The sequence below is a fragment of the Stenotrophomonas sp. FR010 genome, from assembly GCF_047520755.2.
Lineage (GTDB): Bacteria > Pseudomonadota > Gammaproteobacteria > Xanthomonadales > Xanthomonadaceae > Stenotrophomonas > Stenotrophomonas sepilia.
This window is the reverse complement of the sequence record NZ_JAXBQT020000009.1, coordinates 64,409-81,715: the sequence shown is the minus strand read 5'-3', so window position 1 is coordinate 81,715 and position 17,307 is coordinate 64,409. Positions and strand designations below refer to the sequence as shown.

Sequence of the window (17,307 nt, the reverse complement as noted above, 5' to 3'; positions counted from 1 at the left end):
ACCCCAGCCGCGATCCTCAGCGACTGTTGATGATGTAGTCGGCGATGATGCCGGTCGCCACCGCCACCAGCAGCATGTTGCCGCGGTCGTCGCGGATCCAGTGGTGCCCATACGGCGGGCGGCGCAGGTGGTAGCGCGGGTAGTCGTTCACCACATAGATCGGGCCGCGGTAGTAATCGCGGTAGCGGTGGCCGACCTTCCAGCCGTAGCCCGGGCCGTAGGCCGGGCGGTAGACCACGCGCGGCGGCGGCGGGGTCGGGCGGTAGTAGCGGTCGTGGTCGCGGTGCCAGTCGCGGCGGTCGCGCTCCCAGTCGCGGCGTGCCTCGCGGCGGTCGCGTTCCCAGTCACGGCGGTCCTGTCGCCATTCGCGGCGGTCCTCGCGCCACTCGCGGCGGTCATGGCCGCGACGGTGGTCGTTGTCGGCAAAGGCCGGGGCCACCGCGCCGAACGCCAGCACAGAGGGCACGGCGCCGGCCATTACTCGATTGATGCGCATGTCAGACCTCTGCTTGGGTGGTGGTGAGCCCATATTGCGCAACCGATCTGAACCGTTTCCGGCTGGAAACGCTTCCCGCTGCAGGACTGTGACGGAGTATTCAGGCCACGGCCAGCCAGCGCCCCTGCCACGGGCGCGGCCCGGAACCGGTTCCGGCTATAATTGGCGGTATTCCTTTCCAGTCTGTGCCCGCTGCCACAACGGGATGTTCCCGTGATGGGCCGGGCGCAGGGCCGCGCCTACGGAGACCTCATGTCCTCGCAATACATCTACACCATGAACCGCGTGTCCAAGGTGGTCCCGCCCAAGCGGCAGATCATCAAGGACATCTCGCTGTCCTTCTTCCCGGGCGCGAAGATCGGCCTGCTGGGCCTGAACGGCGCCGGCAAGTCCACCGTGCTGAAGATCATGGCCGGCGTGGACACCGATTTCGAGGGCGAGGCCCGCCCGCAGCCGGGCATCAAGGTCGGCTACCTGGCACAGGAACCGGAACTGGACCCGAACAAGACCGTGCGCGAGTCGGTCGAGGAAGGCGTGGGCGAAGTGCTGCAGGCCCAGGCGGCGCTGGAAGCGGTGTACGCCGCCTACGCCGAAGAAGGTGCCGACTTCGACGCGCTGGCCAAGGAGCAGGAGCGCCTGGAGGCGATCCTGGCCGCCGGTGATGCCCACACCCTGGAAAACCAGCTGGACGTGGCCGCCGATGCGCTGCGCCTGCCGCCGTGGGACGCCAAGATCGCCAACCTGTCCGGTGGTGAAAAGCGCCGCGTGGCACTGTGCCGCCTGCTGCTGCAGAAGCCGGACATGCTGCTGCTGGACGAACCGACCAACCACCTCGACGCCGAGTCGGTTGAATGGCTGGAGCAGTTCCTGGCGCGTTACACCGGCACCGTGGTGGCCGTCACCCACGATCGCTACTTCCTGGACAACGCCGCCGAGTGGATCCTGGAACTGGACCGCGGCCGCGGCATTCCGTGGAAGGGCAACTACACCGAATGGCTGGTGCAGAAGGATGAACGCCTGAAGCAGGAAGAAAACCAGGAAAAGGCCCGCCAGAAGGCGATCCAGAAGGAACTGGAGTGGTCGCGCCAGAACGCCAAGGGCGGCCGTTCCAAGGGCAAGGCCCGTCTGGCCCGCCTGGAAGAACTGCAGTCGCAGGACTACCAGAAGCGCAACGAGACCAACGAAATCTTCATCCCGCCGGGCGAGCGCCTGGGCAACATGGTGATGGAGTTCAAGAACGTCTCCAAGAAGTTCGGCGACCGCCTGCTGATCGACAACCTGTCGATGCTGATTCCGCCGGGCGCGATCGTCGGCATCATCGGCCCGAACGGCGCCGGCAAGTCGACCCTGTTCAAGATGATCACCGGCCAGGAAAAGCCGGATTCGGGCGAGATCGTGATCGGCCCGACCGTGCAGCTGTCCTACGTGGACCAGAGCCGCGACAAGCTGGAAGGCAACCACAACGTCTTCCAGGAAATCGCCGGCGGCCTGGACATCCTCAACATCAACGGCATCGAGATCCAGTCGCGCGCCTACATCGGCCGCTTCAACTTCAAGGGCCAGGACCAGCAGAAGATGGTCGGTTCGCTGTCCGGTGGTGAGCGTGGCCGCCTGCACATGGCCAAGACCCTGCTGCAGGGTGGCAACGTGCTGCTGCTCGACGAACCGTCCAACGACCTGGACATCGAAACCCTGCGTGCACTGGAAGACGCGCTGCTGGAGTTCCCGGGCAACACCTTCGTGATCTCGCACGACCGCTGGTTCCTGGACCGCATCGCCACGCACATCATCGCTTTCGAAGGCGACTCGCACGTGGAGTTCTTCCAGGGCAACTACCGCGAGTACGAGGAAGACAAGAAGCGCCGGATGGGCGATGACGCTGCGCCCAAGCGCCTGCGCTTCAAGGCGCTGAAGTAAGGCAACCGGAAAGGCCGCGCTCGCGCGGCCTTTCTCCTTTCGGCAGGTCACCACCGTTGGTGGTGACGCTTTGAAGCGTACCGACCAACGGTCGGTACCCACCACCAACGGTCGGTACCCACGTTCTGCATTCGGGTAGGTCACGACCGTTGGTCGTGACACCTTATCGTCGCGAGAATCCCCATGTCCCTGTTCGAGCGCATGTTCCAGCTGCAGCAGCACGGCACCACCGTGCGTACCGAGCTGCTGGCCGGCATCACCACCTTCCTGACGATGTCCTACATCGTCTTCGTCAACCCGGAGATCCTCGGCACCACCGGCATGGATGCGGGTGCGGTGTTCGTGGCCACCTGCCTGGCCGCCGCGCTGGGTTCGGCGGTAATGGCGCTGGCGGCCAACTTCCCGGTCGGCATGGCACCGGGCATGGGCCTGAACGCGTTCTTCGCGTTCACCGTGGTCGGCGCTGCCGGCCTGCCGTGGCAGCAGGCGCTAGGGGCGGTGTTCATCTCCGGCCTGGTGTTCCTGGTGCTGTCGCTGACCGGTGTGCGGGCATGGCTGGTGTCGGGCATTCCTTCGTCGCTGCGCTCGGCGATCGTGGCCGGCATCGGCCTGTTCCTGGCGATCATCGCACTGCAGAAATCCGGTGTGATCGTCGGCAACGAAGACACGCTGGTGGCGCTGGGCCCGTTGAACACGGCGCCGCCACTGCTGGCGCTGGCCGGTTTCCTGTTGATCGCAGTGCTGGAAGCACGCCGGATCCGCGGCGCGATCCTGATCGGCATCCTGGCGGTGACCGGTGCGGGCTGGGCATTGGGCGACGTGCAGTACCAGGGCCTGGTCTCGCTGCCGCCGAGCCTGGCCCCCACCTTCCTGCAGCTGGACCTGCCGGGCCTGCTGCACCATGACGGCGGTGCGCCGATCGCGGTGTTGCTGCAGGTAGTGCTGGTGTTCGTGCTGGTGGAAGTGTTCGATGCCACCGGCACCCTGTATGGCGTGGTCGGTCGCGCCGGACTGCTGAAGCTGCCGGGCGCGCAGAAGCGCTTCGGCCGCGCGTTGCTGGCCGACAGCACCGCCATCGTGGCCGGTTCGGTGCTCGGCACCAGCAGCACCACCGCTTTCGCTGAAAGTGCTTCGGGCGTGCAGGTGGGCGGGCGCACCGGCCTGACCGCGCTGGTCGTGTCGGCGCTGTTCCTGGCCGCGCTGCTGTTCTCGCCGCTGGCGGCGATGGTGCCCAGCTATGCCACCGCACCGGCGCTGCTGTTCGTGGCCGGCCTGATGCTGCGCGAACTGGTGGAAGTGGACTGGAGCGACCTGACTGAATCGGTGCCGGCCGCGCTGTGTGCGCTGGCGATGCCGTTCACCTACTCCATCGCGAATGGCCTGGCGTTTGGCTTCATCGCGTATGCGGCGCTGAAGGCCGGCACCGGCCGCTGGCGCGAAGTGCATCCGGCGGTATGGCTGGTGGCGGTGCTGTTCACCCTGCGCTACGCGTTGGAGTAAGCACGCGGTGGTGCCGGCCAGCGGCCGGCACTACCCGTTGCTGGGTTCACCTGCTGCGCACGGTGCTCTGGGATGATGCGGGCATGGTTGCGCCCGTCCTTCCCGCAGATCCGTCTTCGCCATTGCGCCGCCGCCTGCTGCGAGCGGCCGTGCTGGCGCCGTTGGCCGGTACGCTCGCCACCCTGCCCGGCTGCTCGGTGCCGGTGCAGGTCGACGGCACCTTCCTGCAGCCCTGGCGCAGCCACCTGCAGTGGGGACCGGCCGACTGGCAGCGCTCGTTGAAGCTTGCACATACGCTGGGCTGCCGTCAGCTGGTGCTGCAATGGACCGGCATCGTCGGCGGCAGTGACGGCGACTGGTCACTGCCCGACGGCAGCCTGCATCAGCTGTTCACCGCCGCCAGCCAGAACAACCTGCGCATCCGTGTCGGCCTACCCTTCCAGCAGCGCTGGTGGCAGGCGATCGGCGCCGACGACGCCGCGCTGCAGGCGTTCCTGGCCGACAGCCTGGCGCACGCACGCAGCTGGTTGGCACAGGCGCCGTGGGCCGAGCAGCCGGCCTTCGGGGGCTGGTACCTGCCCTACGAACTGGAGCAGTACCACTGGGCCGATCCGGCCCGCCAGCAATGGCTGGCGCAATGGCTGCACGGGCTGGCAGACGCCACCGGCGCGCGCGGCGGTGACTGCGCGATCTCCTGCTACTTCAGCCGCCTGCAGTCCGATGGCGACCTGGTCACGCTATGGCAGGCGGTACTGGCCCAGGCCACGCTGCGACCGATGGTGCAGGACGGCGTGGGCGTTGCCGGCGCCGGCAACGTACAGCAGCTTCAGCCGTTGCTCGATCATTTCCACGCGCACGACATCGGCTTCGATGTGATCGTCGAGCTGTTCCGCGAACTGCCCGGCAGCGCCGCTGATGGCAGCGGGTTCAAGGGCGAGACTGCCGATGCCGCACGGATCCAACGGCAGCTGGCGTGGGCGCGCGACAGCGGCGCACAGCACGTGCTGGTCTATGCGCTGGAGCCGTGGCTGACCCAGGACACGCCGCAGGCGGCGGCGCTGCGGCGGCGGTGGGGGCTGCCTCAGTAATAGAGGATGGCGGTGGCGAACAGGCCCTTGGCGCGCTGCGTATCACCGCCACCGATCGCAAAGCGGTACTGCACGGTCAGGTCGAGGTAGGAACGCGGCGTGTTGTAGTGGTCCTCGCGGAACCAGTAGCGCACGCCCAGGCCCGGCCCCGCGCCCAGTGACCAGCTGCGCTGAGTATCGTTGAGCGCGAACGACTGTACCGGAAACAGCGGGTAGCGGATGTCGCGCACGCGCGAGCGCTGGTCCAGCCAGTCCGCCCCCACCACCGCATACGGCGTGACCACCCAGTGGGTCTGCCCGGCACCGAAACGGAAGCTGCGTCCGGCGCGCAGTTCAGCGGCAGCGAACCACTGTTCGCGATGCAGGCGCCCATTGGCATCACCGATCCGCCGCACCGGTATGCCGTTGGCATCGAGTGCATCCAGGGTGAAATGCGCGGTGTTGTCATCCCATGTGTAACCGCCCTGCGCGTAGCCGCTGACCATCCACCACTGGTTCACGTCGGTGCGCAGGTCGGTACCGTGGTAATAGCCGTAGGTCAGGTAGGACATCCAGCCACCGGAACCGCTGGCCAGGCGGTAGCGGGCCAGGGTGCTGGATTCCAGTGGCGGGTTCAGGGCCAGCTGCAGGCGGCACTGCACGGCCGCGGAGGCGGGATAGACATCGCCCGTGCGCGTGGCACTACCGAGGAACTGGCGGCGCTCGATGCCGGCGCTCAGGCCGGTCTGGCCGAAGGCGTAGCGCATGCCGAACGAGGCGATGGTGGACGGCCAGCCGGTGGTGGAACGCGAACGGCTGAGACGGTCGGCGCGTGCACGTGCGTCGGGTGTCGATTCGCCGGTGCACGGGTCCACTGCGCGGATCGATTCGTAGGTGCCGCCCTCGTCGTACAGCGTGTTGAGCAGCCGCGTGTAGAGCTCCAGCGTGCCGTGCTGGTCGTTGAACGCCGGGGGCCGCCAGAACGCTTCCAGCGTGCTGAACACCGAATCGCCCGGCGTACTGATCGCCGCGCCGCCGACATTGGTCGCGGCCTGGCGCGCGCCGCGGAAGCCGGCCGAGGCGATCACGCCCCACTCGCGCGAATAGTTGGCGATGGCATTGCGCACGTTGTAGCGCTGATGCGCATCCAGAGGCAGCTCACCGGCGTCGGCGCGATCGATGGCACTGCGCAGCAGCGACACCGCCTGCGGATGATCGCCGTTGGCCGCACTCGCGTACGCCTGGTCGATCACCACGCTCTTGGGTGCCTTGCCGGTGGCCTCGGCGGCACGGAAGTCGGCCAGTGCGCGCGCCGGTTCACGGGCCTTCTGGTTGAGGTAGCCGCGTTGCATCAGCGCCACCGCGTCATCAGGGTGTTGTGCCAGCGTCGCATCCAGGCGCAGCCGTGCTTCGTCCTGCTGGCTGCGGTTGCCTGCCGCCAGCGTGGTGGTCAGCAGGCCTTGCAGGTCTGCATCGTCCGGTGCGAGTTGCACGGCCTGCCGAGCTTCACCTATGGCCTCGGCAAAGTCCTGGCGCGCGTAGGCTGCATATGCGCGCTGTGCAGCGCCACCGTCGCCCTGCAGATCAGCCGGCATCAGCTCGCAGATATTGGCGGCGTCATCCGATTGGCAATGCTGGAACGGCGCTGGATAGGCCTGCGCACTCATGCGCGGAAGCTCGCGACTGGATGCGGTCGCCCTGGCGCGCTGCTCGATGCCCTGCTGCAGCAACTGCTGCGCGCGTGCATCGCCTGCATCGGCTGGCAATACCGACCGCAGCGGCGCCAGCAGTGCAGCCGCACGTGCGCGATCCCCAGCGGCCAGGGCCGCATCCACGGCCAGCAGGCGCACGTTGCGCTGTTGCGTTGTGGACCCCGGCATGGCGAGCGCGGTGTCGAAGTCCTCATTGGCAAGCACGGTCTTGCCCTGGCGCTGGCGCAGATAGCCGCGCATCACCCGGGCATTGAGATCCCTGCCGTCGGCCTGCAGTGCCTGGTCGGCGCTGCGCTCGGCGTCGGCCAGCCGCCCCTGCTGCAGCTGCGCGGTGATCAACAGCAACCGGTACGAAGCAACATCCGGCGCAAGCTCGACGGCGGCGCGCGCCTGCGCGACGGCCGCCGCATCGTTCTGCGTGGACAGCGACTGGTAGGCCTGCTGGGCCTGCAGCAGCGCGCGCTGGCGGGCCAGCGCCACGCGCCGCGCGCGCAGTTCCTCGACGTTCGGTGCGCCCAGCTGCAGCGCCGTGCCGATGGCCGCGTCGGCCAGTTCGGCCTGTTGCTGTGCTTCCAGCGCCGCCACCCACAGCATCGCCCAGGCACCCTGCTTCGGCTGCTGGCGGAAGGCCTGCTCGGCCTTGCTGGCCGCTTCCCGCATGCGCCCGGCGTCATAGGCAGCATAGGCCTCGGTGGCCAGCGTGTAGGCCTGCTGCCTGGCGCGGTCTGCGCCGCTGCCGGCCGCGCGCGGTGGAGAGGGTGCGCGCCCGCCCCGGGCATCCGGGGGCGTGCTGCGCGCAGCGGTGGCAGCGGCCAATGCCGGCAAGGCCGGATCCTTCAACCCGGCATCCAGTGCACGGCGCGCCTGCTGCTGCGCCTCCGCCGGCCGGCCCAGTTTCTGCAACGCATAGATCTGCAGCAGGCGCAGCCGCACCACGTCCGGGCGCAACCGGATCGCTTCGCTGGACTGCTGGTAGGCCGCAGCGTAATCACCGCGCTCGTAGGCGGCGAAGGCCTGCTCGGCGACGCGGTAGGCCGCACCGGACAACGGCAGCGGCGCATCGGCCTGCGCCTGTGCCGGCGCGGTAGCCGTTGCCAGGGCGACAGCGATGACGGTGGACAGCAGCGTGGTCTTCATGCCGGCAAGGCTCCGGGAGGCGGCGACTGCAGCGCGGCCGCACGCCGGCGCTGCTCCTGCATGGCCTGGGCGACGGCGTCCTCGGTGGTGATGCCCTGCTTGACCAGGTAATCGCCAATGCGGCCATCGCGCTGCGGCTTGTACGCATCCAGTGCAATCTCGAAGCGCGCGTGGTCGATCAGGCGCATCTCCACCAGCAGGTCGCCCAGCAAGGGCACGTTGTCCAGCTGCCAGTGCTGGTCGCCGCCGATCAGGCGCAGGCCTGCGTTGATTTCGCTTTCGCGGGCGATGCTCTGTTCGATGTGTGCGCTGCGGGTTTCCTGCTTCAGTAGCGCCAGCGCGTCTTCGGGCAATGGGCTGGCCACGGCCAGCCGCAGTGTCTGCTGCTGCCGCGGCGGTAGCGGCAGCATGCGCCACTGCACGCAGGCATCGGCGCTGACCGGGAATGAGCCCGCGCGCAGGTAATCGATGTCGATGACCGCACGCGGCAGGTCGCCCTGGAAGGCGATGGCTTCGGCCAGGGTTTCATCATCCAGCCAGCCCTGGGTGAGCAGGATGCGGCCCAGCGGCTGCCGCCGGCCGGCATGCTGCTGCGCCAGCGCCTGCTGCAGCCGCTCCGGTTCCACCGCCTGCCAGGTGGTCAACAGCTCACCGAGCTGCTTGCGGGTCTGCACCAGCTGTGCCGCATCGGGAAAGTCGTGCATGGTCTTGTCCCAGACCATGCGCTTGCCGAACAGCAGGTAGGCCAGGAACACCTTCCATGCGCGGGCGGTGGCCATGAAGTTGATCATGTTGCCGACCACCATGCGCGGGATCGACATCAGCGCATGCTCCCAGCCGTACAGGCGGTTGACGAAGTAGAAGCGCTGCACGACGCGGGTCGCCAGTGCCGCCGTGGTCAGCAGCGCGACATTCATCTGCCAGGTACCGGCCTGGAACACGCTGGGGAACTGCATCGTCCACACCCCGGTCGCCTTCAACAGCCAGAACAGCAGCAACTGCAGGAAAATGAGGTAGGCGATGATGCTGACGAACGAGGTGATGATGCCCTTGCGATCGCGCGCCAACAGGTACTTGGTAGCCAGCGAACCGCGCCAGCCCAGCGACTCCCAGCTCTGCAGGCCGATGCCCAGCACCCAGCGCGCCTTCTGCCGGTACGAGGCGCGGAAGTTGTCGGGGAAGTACTCACGCACGCACAGCGCCATCTGCTGGGTGCGCTCGCGCACCGGCCCCCAGCCGAACCATGACGGCCGACGCACGCGGAACTGCACCGGGAAGCGGGCGAAGATCGACTGCATGCCCATGGCCGCCAGCCGCGCACCGACGTCGTAATCTTCGGTGAGGCTGTCGGTGTTGAAGGGCTGGTTGTCGGTCTGCGCGCTCAGCGCCAGCAGCGCACGCCGCGAAAAGCAGGTGCCGACGCCGGCCGACGGCACCATGCCGGACACGCTCTCGCGCACCACCAGGTCCTTGGCGTGCCATTCGGCGAACTCGTCCATGTAGACACCGGCCACCAGTTCGTACCATTCGCGGTCCAGTGAGGTGACCGGCAGCTGGATCATGTCCTTGCGCGGCAGCAGGTAGTTGTAGAAGCGCAGTTCCATCGGGTGCAGCACGTCTTCGCTGTCGTGCAGGATCACCCCGGCGAACTCGATGTCGTGGCGCTTCTCGTAGTCGAAGATCGCCAGGATCAGCCAGTTCAGGCAGTCGGCCTTGCTGGTCGGTCCGTCATGCGGCACCTCCACGCGGCGCAGGCGCTTGTAGCGACGGCGCATGCGCTCGACTTCGTCGATGGTCTGCTGGTCGTTGGGATAGGTGCCGACGAACACGACGTACTCGCGGTAGTCGAGCACGTTGATCATGTTCTCGACCATCTGCGCGATGACGTCGTACTCCATCCACGCCGGCACCATGATCGCCAGCGGCTGTTCCGGCCGCTGCAGCAGGTCTTCCTGGGTCAGCGGCCGGTACGCGTCGCGGCGCTTGACGGTCAGCGCGCGCCAGCTCTCGCGCACCCAGTACCAGACATCGATGAACAGGTCATCGAGGCTGGAGATCAGGATCAGCACGGCCACCGCCGCCGCCGTGGTTTCCAGGGCGGCGTAGTAGTTGGCCAGCTGGATGTTCCAGAACAGACCGTCCACGGTGGATCAATGTCCTGCGTTGGCGGACTTGCGGCGGCGCACCTGGGTGACGCGGGCGGCCAGCAGCGCGAATACGATCACGCCGACCAGCAGCAGCAACCAGACCATGTGCCGTTCCCACTTCGATTGCGGATTGCCGTCGTGCGCGAGGCGAGTGCCATAAGGATCCTGGCGGTCGAATTCGCGCACGACATCAGTGCCGTCAAGCACGGCCAGATCGCCGCGCAGCAACCGGAACGGTGCGCTGAACGACGGTGCCTGTGCGCCGAGGTCGCTGTAGAGAACGCCCAGCTGGCCGCCGGACGAACCCACCTGCACCACCGCGGCGTGATCCAGGCCGCTGACATCCAGCAGCGGTTGCGACGTGCCACCGACGCGCAGGTGGCCATCCTTCAGGCCGGCCACATCGACACCGGCCGGTGCAACGCCGAAGGCCAGCCATGGCGCGCCCGGGCTGACCGCGGCACCGGCGTCGACCACCTTCAGTTCCGACACCTCCGGCGAAGCGCCCACTGCACTGGCCACCGCGATGACCTTGCCCAGCGACGCCGGTGCATCCTGCAGCCAGGCGCCGGGCACGAACACCTGGTTGCCGCGTGACAGCTGGCTGCTGGCACCGACGAAATCACTGCCCAGCGAGCGCCTGGCCAGGGTCAGGTGGCTGCTGGGCAGGATCGAGACTGGATAGCCGGTCGCCGGATCGTGGCAGTAGGGGCGTGCCGGTTGGCGCAGGAAGCTGACACGGATCTCGTTGCGCGCCGACAGCGCGTAGGCCGGTACCTTGGCCACCAGCCGTTGCGGTTGGCCGTTGGCCGACAGCACCTTGCCGCCCAGCAGGTAGTCGTTGAGGTAGATCGTGGCCACCGCGCCCTGACCCGCCGCATTGGGGGCCGCCGAGACATCGATCACCACTTGCCCGGGCAGGCGGCCATCGGCCGACAGCGTGCCCAGATCGAAGCTGGCGCTGCGGTCGGCGCGGGTCACCACATCCATGGTTCCGGCGATGTTTCCGAGCCGGCTCAGCAGTACCTGGTCACCGTCCAGTTTGGGCGTTCCTGCTGCGCTGACCTGCAGGCTGCGGCCCAGCGCATAGCTGCGCCACTGTTCGGCGAACAGTCCGGCCACCTTGCCCGCTGCCGCCGGGTCGACCACCAGCGTCGGACGGCCGGCAACGGCCACCACGCTGACCGACGCGTTGGCGGCGGGCTTCTCCAGGCCGCCCATGTCAGTACCGCGCCACGTGGCAAACGCTGCGCCCGCATCGGTGCCCGCCGCGCCGACCTGTGCGGCCAGCGCATCCAGCGCCGCGCGTACGCCGACGCGCAATGCATCGCTGCCGATCATCACATCGGCGGCCAACGGCCCGCTGTCACGCAACGACAGCAGCGCTCCCACTTCGGCCAGGTCCTTGATCGCGTGCACGCGCTCGCCCGCGGCCAGCGCGGCGTACGCCGGCACGCCCTGCAGGCTGGCCGGGATGCTGATGCCGGCCAGGTCGACGCTGTCGCCGACCTTGGGCAGCGCCACCACCTGCACCTGTTTGCCTCCGGCCTGCAACGCGGTACCAATGCGCCAGGCGGCATCATAGGTGGGCGCCTGCAGCGCCTTGCCCTCCACCAGCAGGCGCACCCGCGGTGGCAGCGCGCCCCAGGCCTTGGCCACGGTATCCACGGCACGCCCATCGAAGCGGTAGCTGAAGCGCGAGTCCGGCGACAGCCGCAGCACATTCGCCGGCGCGCTCTGGTCGGCACATTGGTAGTCGGACACGATCGACCACCAGCCAACACCGACCCGCACGAAGCCGTTCTGGCGGGGTTCGCCATCGATGGCCAGCAGCTGGCTGGCATCGCCCTGGGCATCGGTGATCGAACGCGCGGCGATCGGATCGCCATCCACCGACCACAGGCCTGAAGTTCGCCCGGCGTGGCCACGCACATAGCGGCCATCGAGCTGCAGCTGCGCATCGCGAGTGGCAACACCGGCCGGCACCGGCAGGTAGACCTCGCGCTGGCTCTCCTGCCCACTGAGTACCAGCGGCTGGCGGAAGCCGAGTTCGCGCAGGGTCATCTGCCGGCTCACCGTGCTGTCGCCGCTCCATTCTGCGAACTGGCCGGCGACGCTGTCGGCGGCGTGGGCACTGCCAACCGCGCACGACAGGACGAACGCGGCGGCGGAAACAAACAGGGGACAGCGGCCGGTCTGGCTCATGGCGTCACTTCATGGAGAGGGTGGTGGGCGGCACCGCCGCTGCGGAGACCGGGCGAGAACTCGGGAAGAGGAGCGCCACGCAGGGCGGCGACGATGCGGGCGCTGGCGCGGCCGTCGCCATAGGGACTGCCATCGGGGTCGAAACGGGTCGGCCGCGGTGGCTGCGCCAAGGCCGCATTGACCCCCTCGACGATGCGCGAGGGCGTGGTCCCGACCAGCGTCACCACACCGGCCTCGACCGCCTCCGGGCGCTCGGTGACGTCGCGCATCACCAGCACCGGCTTGGCCAATGCCGGCGCTTCTTCCTGCACGCCACCGGAGTCGGTGAGGATGACGTCGGCGCGCTGCATCAGGCGCACGAAGCGCAGGTAGTCCTGCGGCGGCACCAGGTGCACGTTGTCGAGGTTGCCCAGGTGTGCGTTGACCGGTGCCTGCACGTTCGGATTGAGGTGCACCGGGTACAGCACCTGCAGGTCCGGCCGCTGGGCCAGTTCGGCCAGCGCACGGCAGATGTCCTCGAAGCCCTGGCCGAAGCTCTCGCGGCGATGGCCGGTGACCAGCAGCAGGCGGCGCCCGGGGTCGAGCATGTGGAAGGGTTCGTCGGCCTGGGCACGCAGTGCCGGATCGGCATCCAGGCGCTGCACGGTCTGCTGCAGGGCATCGATGACGGTGTTGCCGGTGACCAGGATCTGCCCGCCCAGATGCTCACGGGCCAGATTGGCGCGCGAGCCGGGAGTGGGTGCATACAGCTGATGACCGACCACGTCGATCACCCGCCGGTTCATCTCCTCCGGCCATGGCCGGTTGATGTCGCCGGTGCGCAGGCCGGCCTCGACATGGCCGATCGGAATGCGGTGGTGGAACGCGGCCAGGGCAGCGGTCATCGCCGTGGTGGTATCGCCGTGCACCAGCACGCGATCCGGGCGGACCTGCGTGTAGAGCGCGTCAAGCCGCTCGAACAGCCTGGAACACAGGCCATTGAGGGTCTGGTTGGGCACCATGACCTCCAGGTCATGGTCGGCGGTGATCTCGAACAGCGACATCACCTGGTCGAGCATCGCCCGGTGCTGGCCGGTGATGCAGACCACCGATTCGACATCCGCAGCCTGAGCCAGGGCGCGCACCAGCGGCCCCATCTTGATCGCTTCCGGCCGGGTGCCGAACACCGACAGGACCTTCACCGGGGTGCTCCGGAAGGCCGGTGCTGGAAAATGCCAGGAGCTGTAGCCACGTCTGGATCCTTTCGGCGTTACCGTCCAATGCCCGCAGGCAGGAGACGGTCACCTCATGAGGAAACTCCAAATTCGCGACGTCCATCACATTCGATTGATGGCACGTGCGTCGTGGCAGTGATCTTCATCGTTGGAAGATCAAGACGCAGTCAACGCCGCCCGTGGGACGGGCGACGTTGCGGCGGAACGCAGCAGGGGCAGCCGCCCGGGCGGCCTTACTCGTACTGGATGGTGAACGTGGCCTGGCCGTTCGCGACACCCGCACCCACCGTGCCAGCCTGGGTCTGCACATAGCGCGCGCGCAGCGGCAGCGCCATGACGCTGGTCCCCGGCGCGGTGGTGCCGACGTTGATGGTCTGGCCGAAGCGCACTTCGCGCTCGGTGGTGCCAACGCGCTGGACCATCTGGATGCCGATGCGGGTGGCGCTGTTGGTGGCCGCGCTGAGCTTCAGCACGCCCGGCATGTTCGAGCTGTCCTGGTCGGCATCGAGACGGATGCCGATCTTGCTCTGGTAGGCGGCAACATTGCTGCCCTGGCAGTTCAGGCGGATCTCGAAATCACGATCGACCGCGCGCGAACCGACACCGGTGAAGGTGGTGTTGGGCACGCTGCCGAAGTCGACGGCGATGTTGCGGCTGCCGGCCTGCACTTCGCAGGTCGGGCTGACCACGGTGGTACCGGAGCCCTTGAAGGTCGAGGTCAGCACCGGGCGACCGGGGCCATCGCCGTCGAAGTAGTACGTGGTGAAGCGGCCGTTCGGCGCGATCACGCCCGAGCCGGTCTGGGCAGCGGTCTTGATCAGCTGGATGCGGAACGTGCCTCCCACCAGCGAGATGGTGCTGCTGCTGCCGAAATTGATGGTGTGCGGATAGTAGGTCTGGATCGCACCGGAGTCCCGGTACAGGCGGATACCCACGCCCGCCACATCGGTTTCATAGACGTTCGAGAAGCCGGCCACCGGACGCTTCTGCGCGGCGTTGACGTACTCGCCAATGGAACGGCCACCGGACCAGTCGCAACGTGCCACGCTGTTCTGCTGGTTGATCGGCTCGCTGATCTCCTTGATCACGCCACCGACCGGCGTGCTGGGCAGGATCACGATCTGGCCCATGTCCATGGTCACGTCCTGCGCGGTGAACCAGCTGGACTGGATGCGGCACGACGCGCTGGCCTGCTGTGCCAGCAGTGCGCCACCCAGCAGTACAAGGGCCGTCAGCGCCTTGCGGCCACGGGAAGAAATCATCGGCATGCTGCCTCCAGCGGGATGAAGCCGGTCTTGGACGCATCGGCGTCCGCCGGAACCTGGTAATCGATGGTGCAGCGCTGGTCGGCACCGGCGCCCCACTCCACCAGCAGGCGACCCTGGTTCTTTTCACTTCGCACGTACAGGCGGCCGCCCTGGCTGACCATGCCGACCGGCTGGCCCTGCTCATCCTTGACCTGCGCACCGAACGGCATGCTGCGGCCATCCGGGTTGCGTACCTGGATCAGCAACGCGTTGCCCTTGCGGGTATCGAAGCGCAGGTAGCTGATGGCACCGGCGAACGGTGCGATCGACTGGCTGGTGCTTTCCAGCTCGACGTCGTGGGCCATGCCCTGCGGATCGAGGGTGACGGTGTTGAGGCGGTACGGCGACACGTACGGCACCACGGCGTAGCCGCGGCCATCGACGCGCAGGCCCGGGGCGTTGCTGACGATCGCATCGCGCGCGCCCGGGGCCTCGACCAGCACCATGGTGTCGCCACGCTGCGGGGTGAACGTGAAGCCGCCCGGATGCACCACCACGCTGCCGTTGGCACCGACCGAGGCCTGGCGGAAATCACGCGAGTGGCTGTAGGTGGCATTCAACGCGGAGTAGCGGCTGCGGTATTCGGCATTGCCGACCGCCGTGGTGCCACCCTCGCGGGAATCGGACAGGGCCACGCCGTAGCTGAAGTTGTTGTCGACGCCGGCCGAACCGGTGATGCCGACGCGGCTGTTGTCGTAGCCACCGCGGTCGCGCACGCCGAGATCGGCACTGAACGACACCGGGTGGGTACCACGGCCCAGCGGCACGCTCATCGACAGCAGGTACTGGGTGTCGGAACGGCCGAGCACGCCTTCTTCGGTGCGCAGCGCCGAGAATCCGTAGTTCATCGAACGCCAGGCGTTGTTGTAGCCCACCTGGTACTGCTTGGAGGTGCCGGAGCGGTCATAGAAGTCACGCACCGAACCGGTCACGTACAGCGCACCGCCACGACGGCCCAGTGGCTGGTTCAAGGTCACCTGGAACTGGCTGCGCTGGCGGCCACGGGTGGTCGGATCGATACCGCGCGCGTCCGAGTCACGGCCATACAGCGCGTCCTGCAGGCTGTAGAAGCCTTCGGTCGAGTAGCGGTAGGCGGCCAGGGTCAGGTTGGTGCCGGTCTCGCCGATCATGTTGCTGTAGCTCAAGCGCACGCTGGCGCCAGTGTGGCTGCCGTAGTGGTCGAACGAGGTGCGTGCATGGGTGACGTCTGCCGCGAAGGCACCGACCCGCGTGGACAGGCCGACACCGTACAGCAGCGACAGGTAGCCATCGCTCAGCGCGCTGCCGCCGTACAGGGTCAGCTGGTTGCCGATGCCGCGCTGGTAGGTGCCCTGCACCAGCCAGGGTTCGTCGGCCAGCAGCTTGTTGCGCACCTGGCCGGCGGTCAGCGAGTAACGCGACACGCCTTCGCGCAGCATCTGCGGCACCGAGCCGAACGGCACCTTGAATTCGCGGCGGCGGCCATCGGCCTCGATCACGCTCACTTCCAGGTCGCCGCCGTAGCCGGTCGGGTACAGGTCATCGATGACGAAGTTGCCCGGCGAAACGGTGGAGGAGTAGATCAGCTGCTGGTTCTGGCGCACTTCGATGCGTGCGTTGGTCTCGGCGATGCCGCGCACCACCGGCGCGTAACCGCGCAGCGAATCGGGCAGCATGCGATCGTCGCTGGCCAGGCTGGCACCGCGGTAGCCGATCGAGTCGAACAGCTCGCCGGTGGTGTAGGCCTCACCGATGGTGAGCATGCCGCGCACCTGCGGGATGCCGCGCTGTGCGTAGGTGGCGATGCTCTGCCAATGGCGGCCGTCACCCTCGGACCAGGTCAGGTTGGAGTCGTGGCGGAACTGCCAGCCACCCAGGTTCAGGCCGGCATTGAGGCCGAGATAGGCACTGCGGTTGCGCTGGCCACCTTCGACACGGCTGTTGCTGTCGATGGCATTGAAGCTGTAGCCGACGAAACCGGCATTGATGCCGCGGTCCCACAGCGCCGGGTTGACGTAGCCGCGTGCCTCACGGCGCAGGAACACCTGCGGGATGCTGAGGTCGTAGCGCAGGTTGCCGCTGTCGTAGACACCGTAGGCGTTGGCCATGCGCTGCTGCACCGGCACGCAGCTGGTCGTGTCGGTCGGCAGCGTCGGGTCCTGCTGCAGCAGCACGGCCTCGCTGTCCACGCCCATTTCCTCCAGCATCGGCAGCGGCAGGCAGGCGTCGACACGGCCCTGTGCATCGGCCTTGAACTGCAGGTCACGACGGCCCTGCCAGGCACCGTTGACGTAGACGTCGACACGGTAGTTGCCGGCAACCATCGGGTTGCCATTGCTGAAGGCCGCCAGGTCGACCTGCTTGGCCTGGCCGGACAGGAAGCTGGAATTGAACTGGGCCGATTCCGGTGCACGCGCATTGGCCGCACCACTCTGCGCCATCAGCGCCTGTTCACCGAGATTGGCCGGCGCAGCCAGCGCCCATCCTGGGCAGGCCGCGCCAACAACCAGCAGGCAAAGCGCCTGATGGATCGACAATGTCAATCTGTTTCCGATCACACTGACATTCCTTCAATTCGCCGCGCGGCGGCGGTGGCGGGATGCGCAGGCCCTTGGCCGGCGCGGCG

The 17,307-nt window shown here is 67.7% G+C and carries 10 protein-coding genes; 3 read left to right on the top strand and 7 right to left on the bottom strand.

The features are described from left to right. Nucleotides 1-16: 16 nt before the first annotated feature. The gene (locus ACM0PK_RS10305) at nucleotides 17-496 is read right to left on the bottom strand and encodes an RcnB family protein (RefSeq protein WP_414607517.1); all 480 of its coding nucleotides are present in this window, start codon (nucleotides 494-496) and stop codon (nucleotides 17-19) included. 252 nt (nucleotides 497-748) lie between these two features. On the opposite strand from ACM0PK_RS10305, the gene ettA reads away from it, so the two are divergent. The 3 genes from ettA (at nucleotide 749) to ACM0PK_RS10290 (ending at nucleotide 5,001) form a co-directional block, all read left to right on the top strand. Beyond that, nucleotides 749-2,413, top strand: coding sequence for an energy-dependent translational throttle protein EttA (gene ettA, locus ACM0PK_RS10300; protein WP_005415249.1), 1,665 nt, complete (start codon nucleotides 749-751; stop codon nucleotides 2,411-2,413). A gap of 183 nt (nucleotides 2,414-2,596) precedes the next feature. Further along, the gene (locus ACM0PK_RS10295) at nucleotides 2,597-3,913 is read left to right on the top strand and encodes an NCS2 family permease (protein ID WP_070488733.1); all 1,317 of its coding nucleotides are present in this window, start codon (nucleotides 2,597-2,599) and stop codon (nucleotides 3,911-3,913) included. Between the two features lie 83 nt (nucleotides 3,914-3,996). Continuing rightward, the gene (locus ACM0PK_RS10290) at nucleotides 3,997-5,001 is read left to right on the top strand and encodes a DUF4434 domain-containing protein (protein WP_180885650.1); all 1,005 of its coding nucleotides are present in this window, start codon (nucleotides 3,997-3,999) and stop codon (nucleotides 4,999-5,001) included. Here ACM0PK_RS10290 and ACM0PK_RS10285 read toward each other — a convergent pair. The 6 genes from ACM0PK_RS10285 to ACM0PK_RS10260 form a co-directional block, all read right to left on the bottom strand. After that, the gene (locus ACM0PK_RS10285; RefSeq protein ID WP_414607518.1) at nucleotides 4,995-7,829 is read right to left on the bottom strand and encodes an NfrA family protein; all 2,835 of its coding nucleotides are present in this window, start codon (nucleotides 7,827-7,829) and stop codon (nucleotides 4,995-4,997) included. The genes ACM0PK_RS10290 and ACM0PK_RS10285 overlap by 7 nt on opposite strands. Beyond that, nucleotides 7,826-9,973: a glycosyl transferase family protein gene (locus ACM0PK_RS10280; RefSeq protein ID WP_111177889.1), complete on the bottom strand. Its 2,148-nt coding sequence runs from the start codon at nucleotides 9,971-9,973 to the stop codon at nucleotides 7,826-7,828. Before ACM0PK_RS10280 ends, ACM0PK_RS10285 begins: the two co-directional genes overlap by 4 nt. 6 nt (nucleotides 9,974-9,979) lie before the next feature. Beyond that, nucleotides 9,980-12,181 carry a hypothetical protein gene (locus tag ACM0PK_RS10275; RefSeq protein WP_414607519.1) on the bottom strand — a complete coding sequence of 734 codons (2,202 nt, stop codon included), beginning with the start codon at nucleotides 12,179-12,181 and terminating at the stop codon, nucleotides 9,980-9,982. Continuing rightward, nucleotides 12,178-13,362, bottom strand: coding sequence for a non-hydrolyzing UDP-N-acetylglucosamine 2-epimerase (gene wecB / locus ACM0PK_RS10270; protein WP_134972085.1), 1,185 nt, complete (start codon nucleotides 13,360-13,362; stop codon nucleotides 12,178-12,180). Before wecB ends, ACM0PK_RS10275 begins: the two co-directional genes overlap by 4 nt. A gap of 266 nt (nucleotides 13,363-13,628) precedes the next feature. Beyond that, entirely contained in the window at nucleotides 13,629-14,663 is a 1,035-nt protein-coding gene (locus tag ACM0PK_RS10265) for a fimbrial protein (RefSeq protein WP_061478426.1), read from the bottom strand. Then, a complete protein-coding gene (locus ACM0PK_RS10260; protein ID WP_134972089.1) occupies nucleotides 14,654-17,218 on the bottom strand; it encodes a fimbria/pilus outer membrane usher protein in 2,565 nt (854 codons plus the stop codon). Before ACM0PK_RS10260 ends, ACM0PK_RS10265 begins: the two co-directional genes overlap by 10 nt. Between the last annotated feature and the right edge of the window lie 89 nt (nucleotides 17,219-17,307).

Excerpts from the sequence above, each read along its gene's own strand:
- ACM0PK_RS10305 (WP_414607517.1), bottom strand. The coding sequence starts at position 496 with ATGCGCATCAATCGAGTAATGGCCGGCGCCGTGCCCTCTGTGCTGGCG.
- ACM0PK_RS10290 (WP_180885650.1), top strand. The coding sequence starts at position 3,997 with ATGGTTGCGCCCGTCCTTCCCGCAGATCCGTCTTCGCCATTGCGCCGC.
- ACM0PK_RS10285 (WP_414607518.1), bottom strand. The coding sequence starts at position 7,829 with ATGAAGACCACGCTGCTGTCCACCGTCATCGCTGTCGCCCTGGCAACG.
- ACM0PK_RS10265 (WP_061478426.1), bottom strand. The coding sequence starts at position 14,663 with ATGCCGATGATTTCTTCCCGTGGCCGCAAGGCGCTGACGGCCCTTGTA.
- ACM0PK_RS10275 (WP_414607519.1), bottom strand. The coding sequence starts at position 12,181 with ATGAGCCAGACCGGCCGCTGTCCCCTGTTTGTTTCCGCCGCCGCGTTC.
- ACM0PK_RS10295 (WP_070488733.1), top strand. The coding sequence starts at position 2,597 with ATGTCCCTGTTCGAGCGCATGTTCCAGCTGCAGCAGCACGGCACCACC.
- ettA (WP_005415249.1), top strand. The coding sequence starts at position 749 with ATGTCCTCGCAATACATCTACACCATGAACCGCGTGTCCAAGGTGGTC.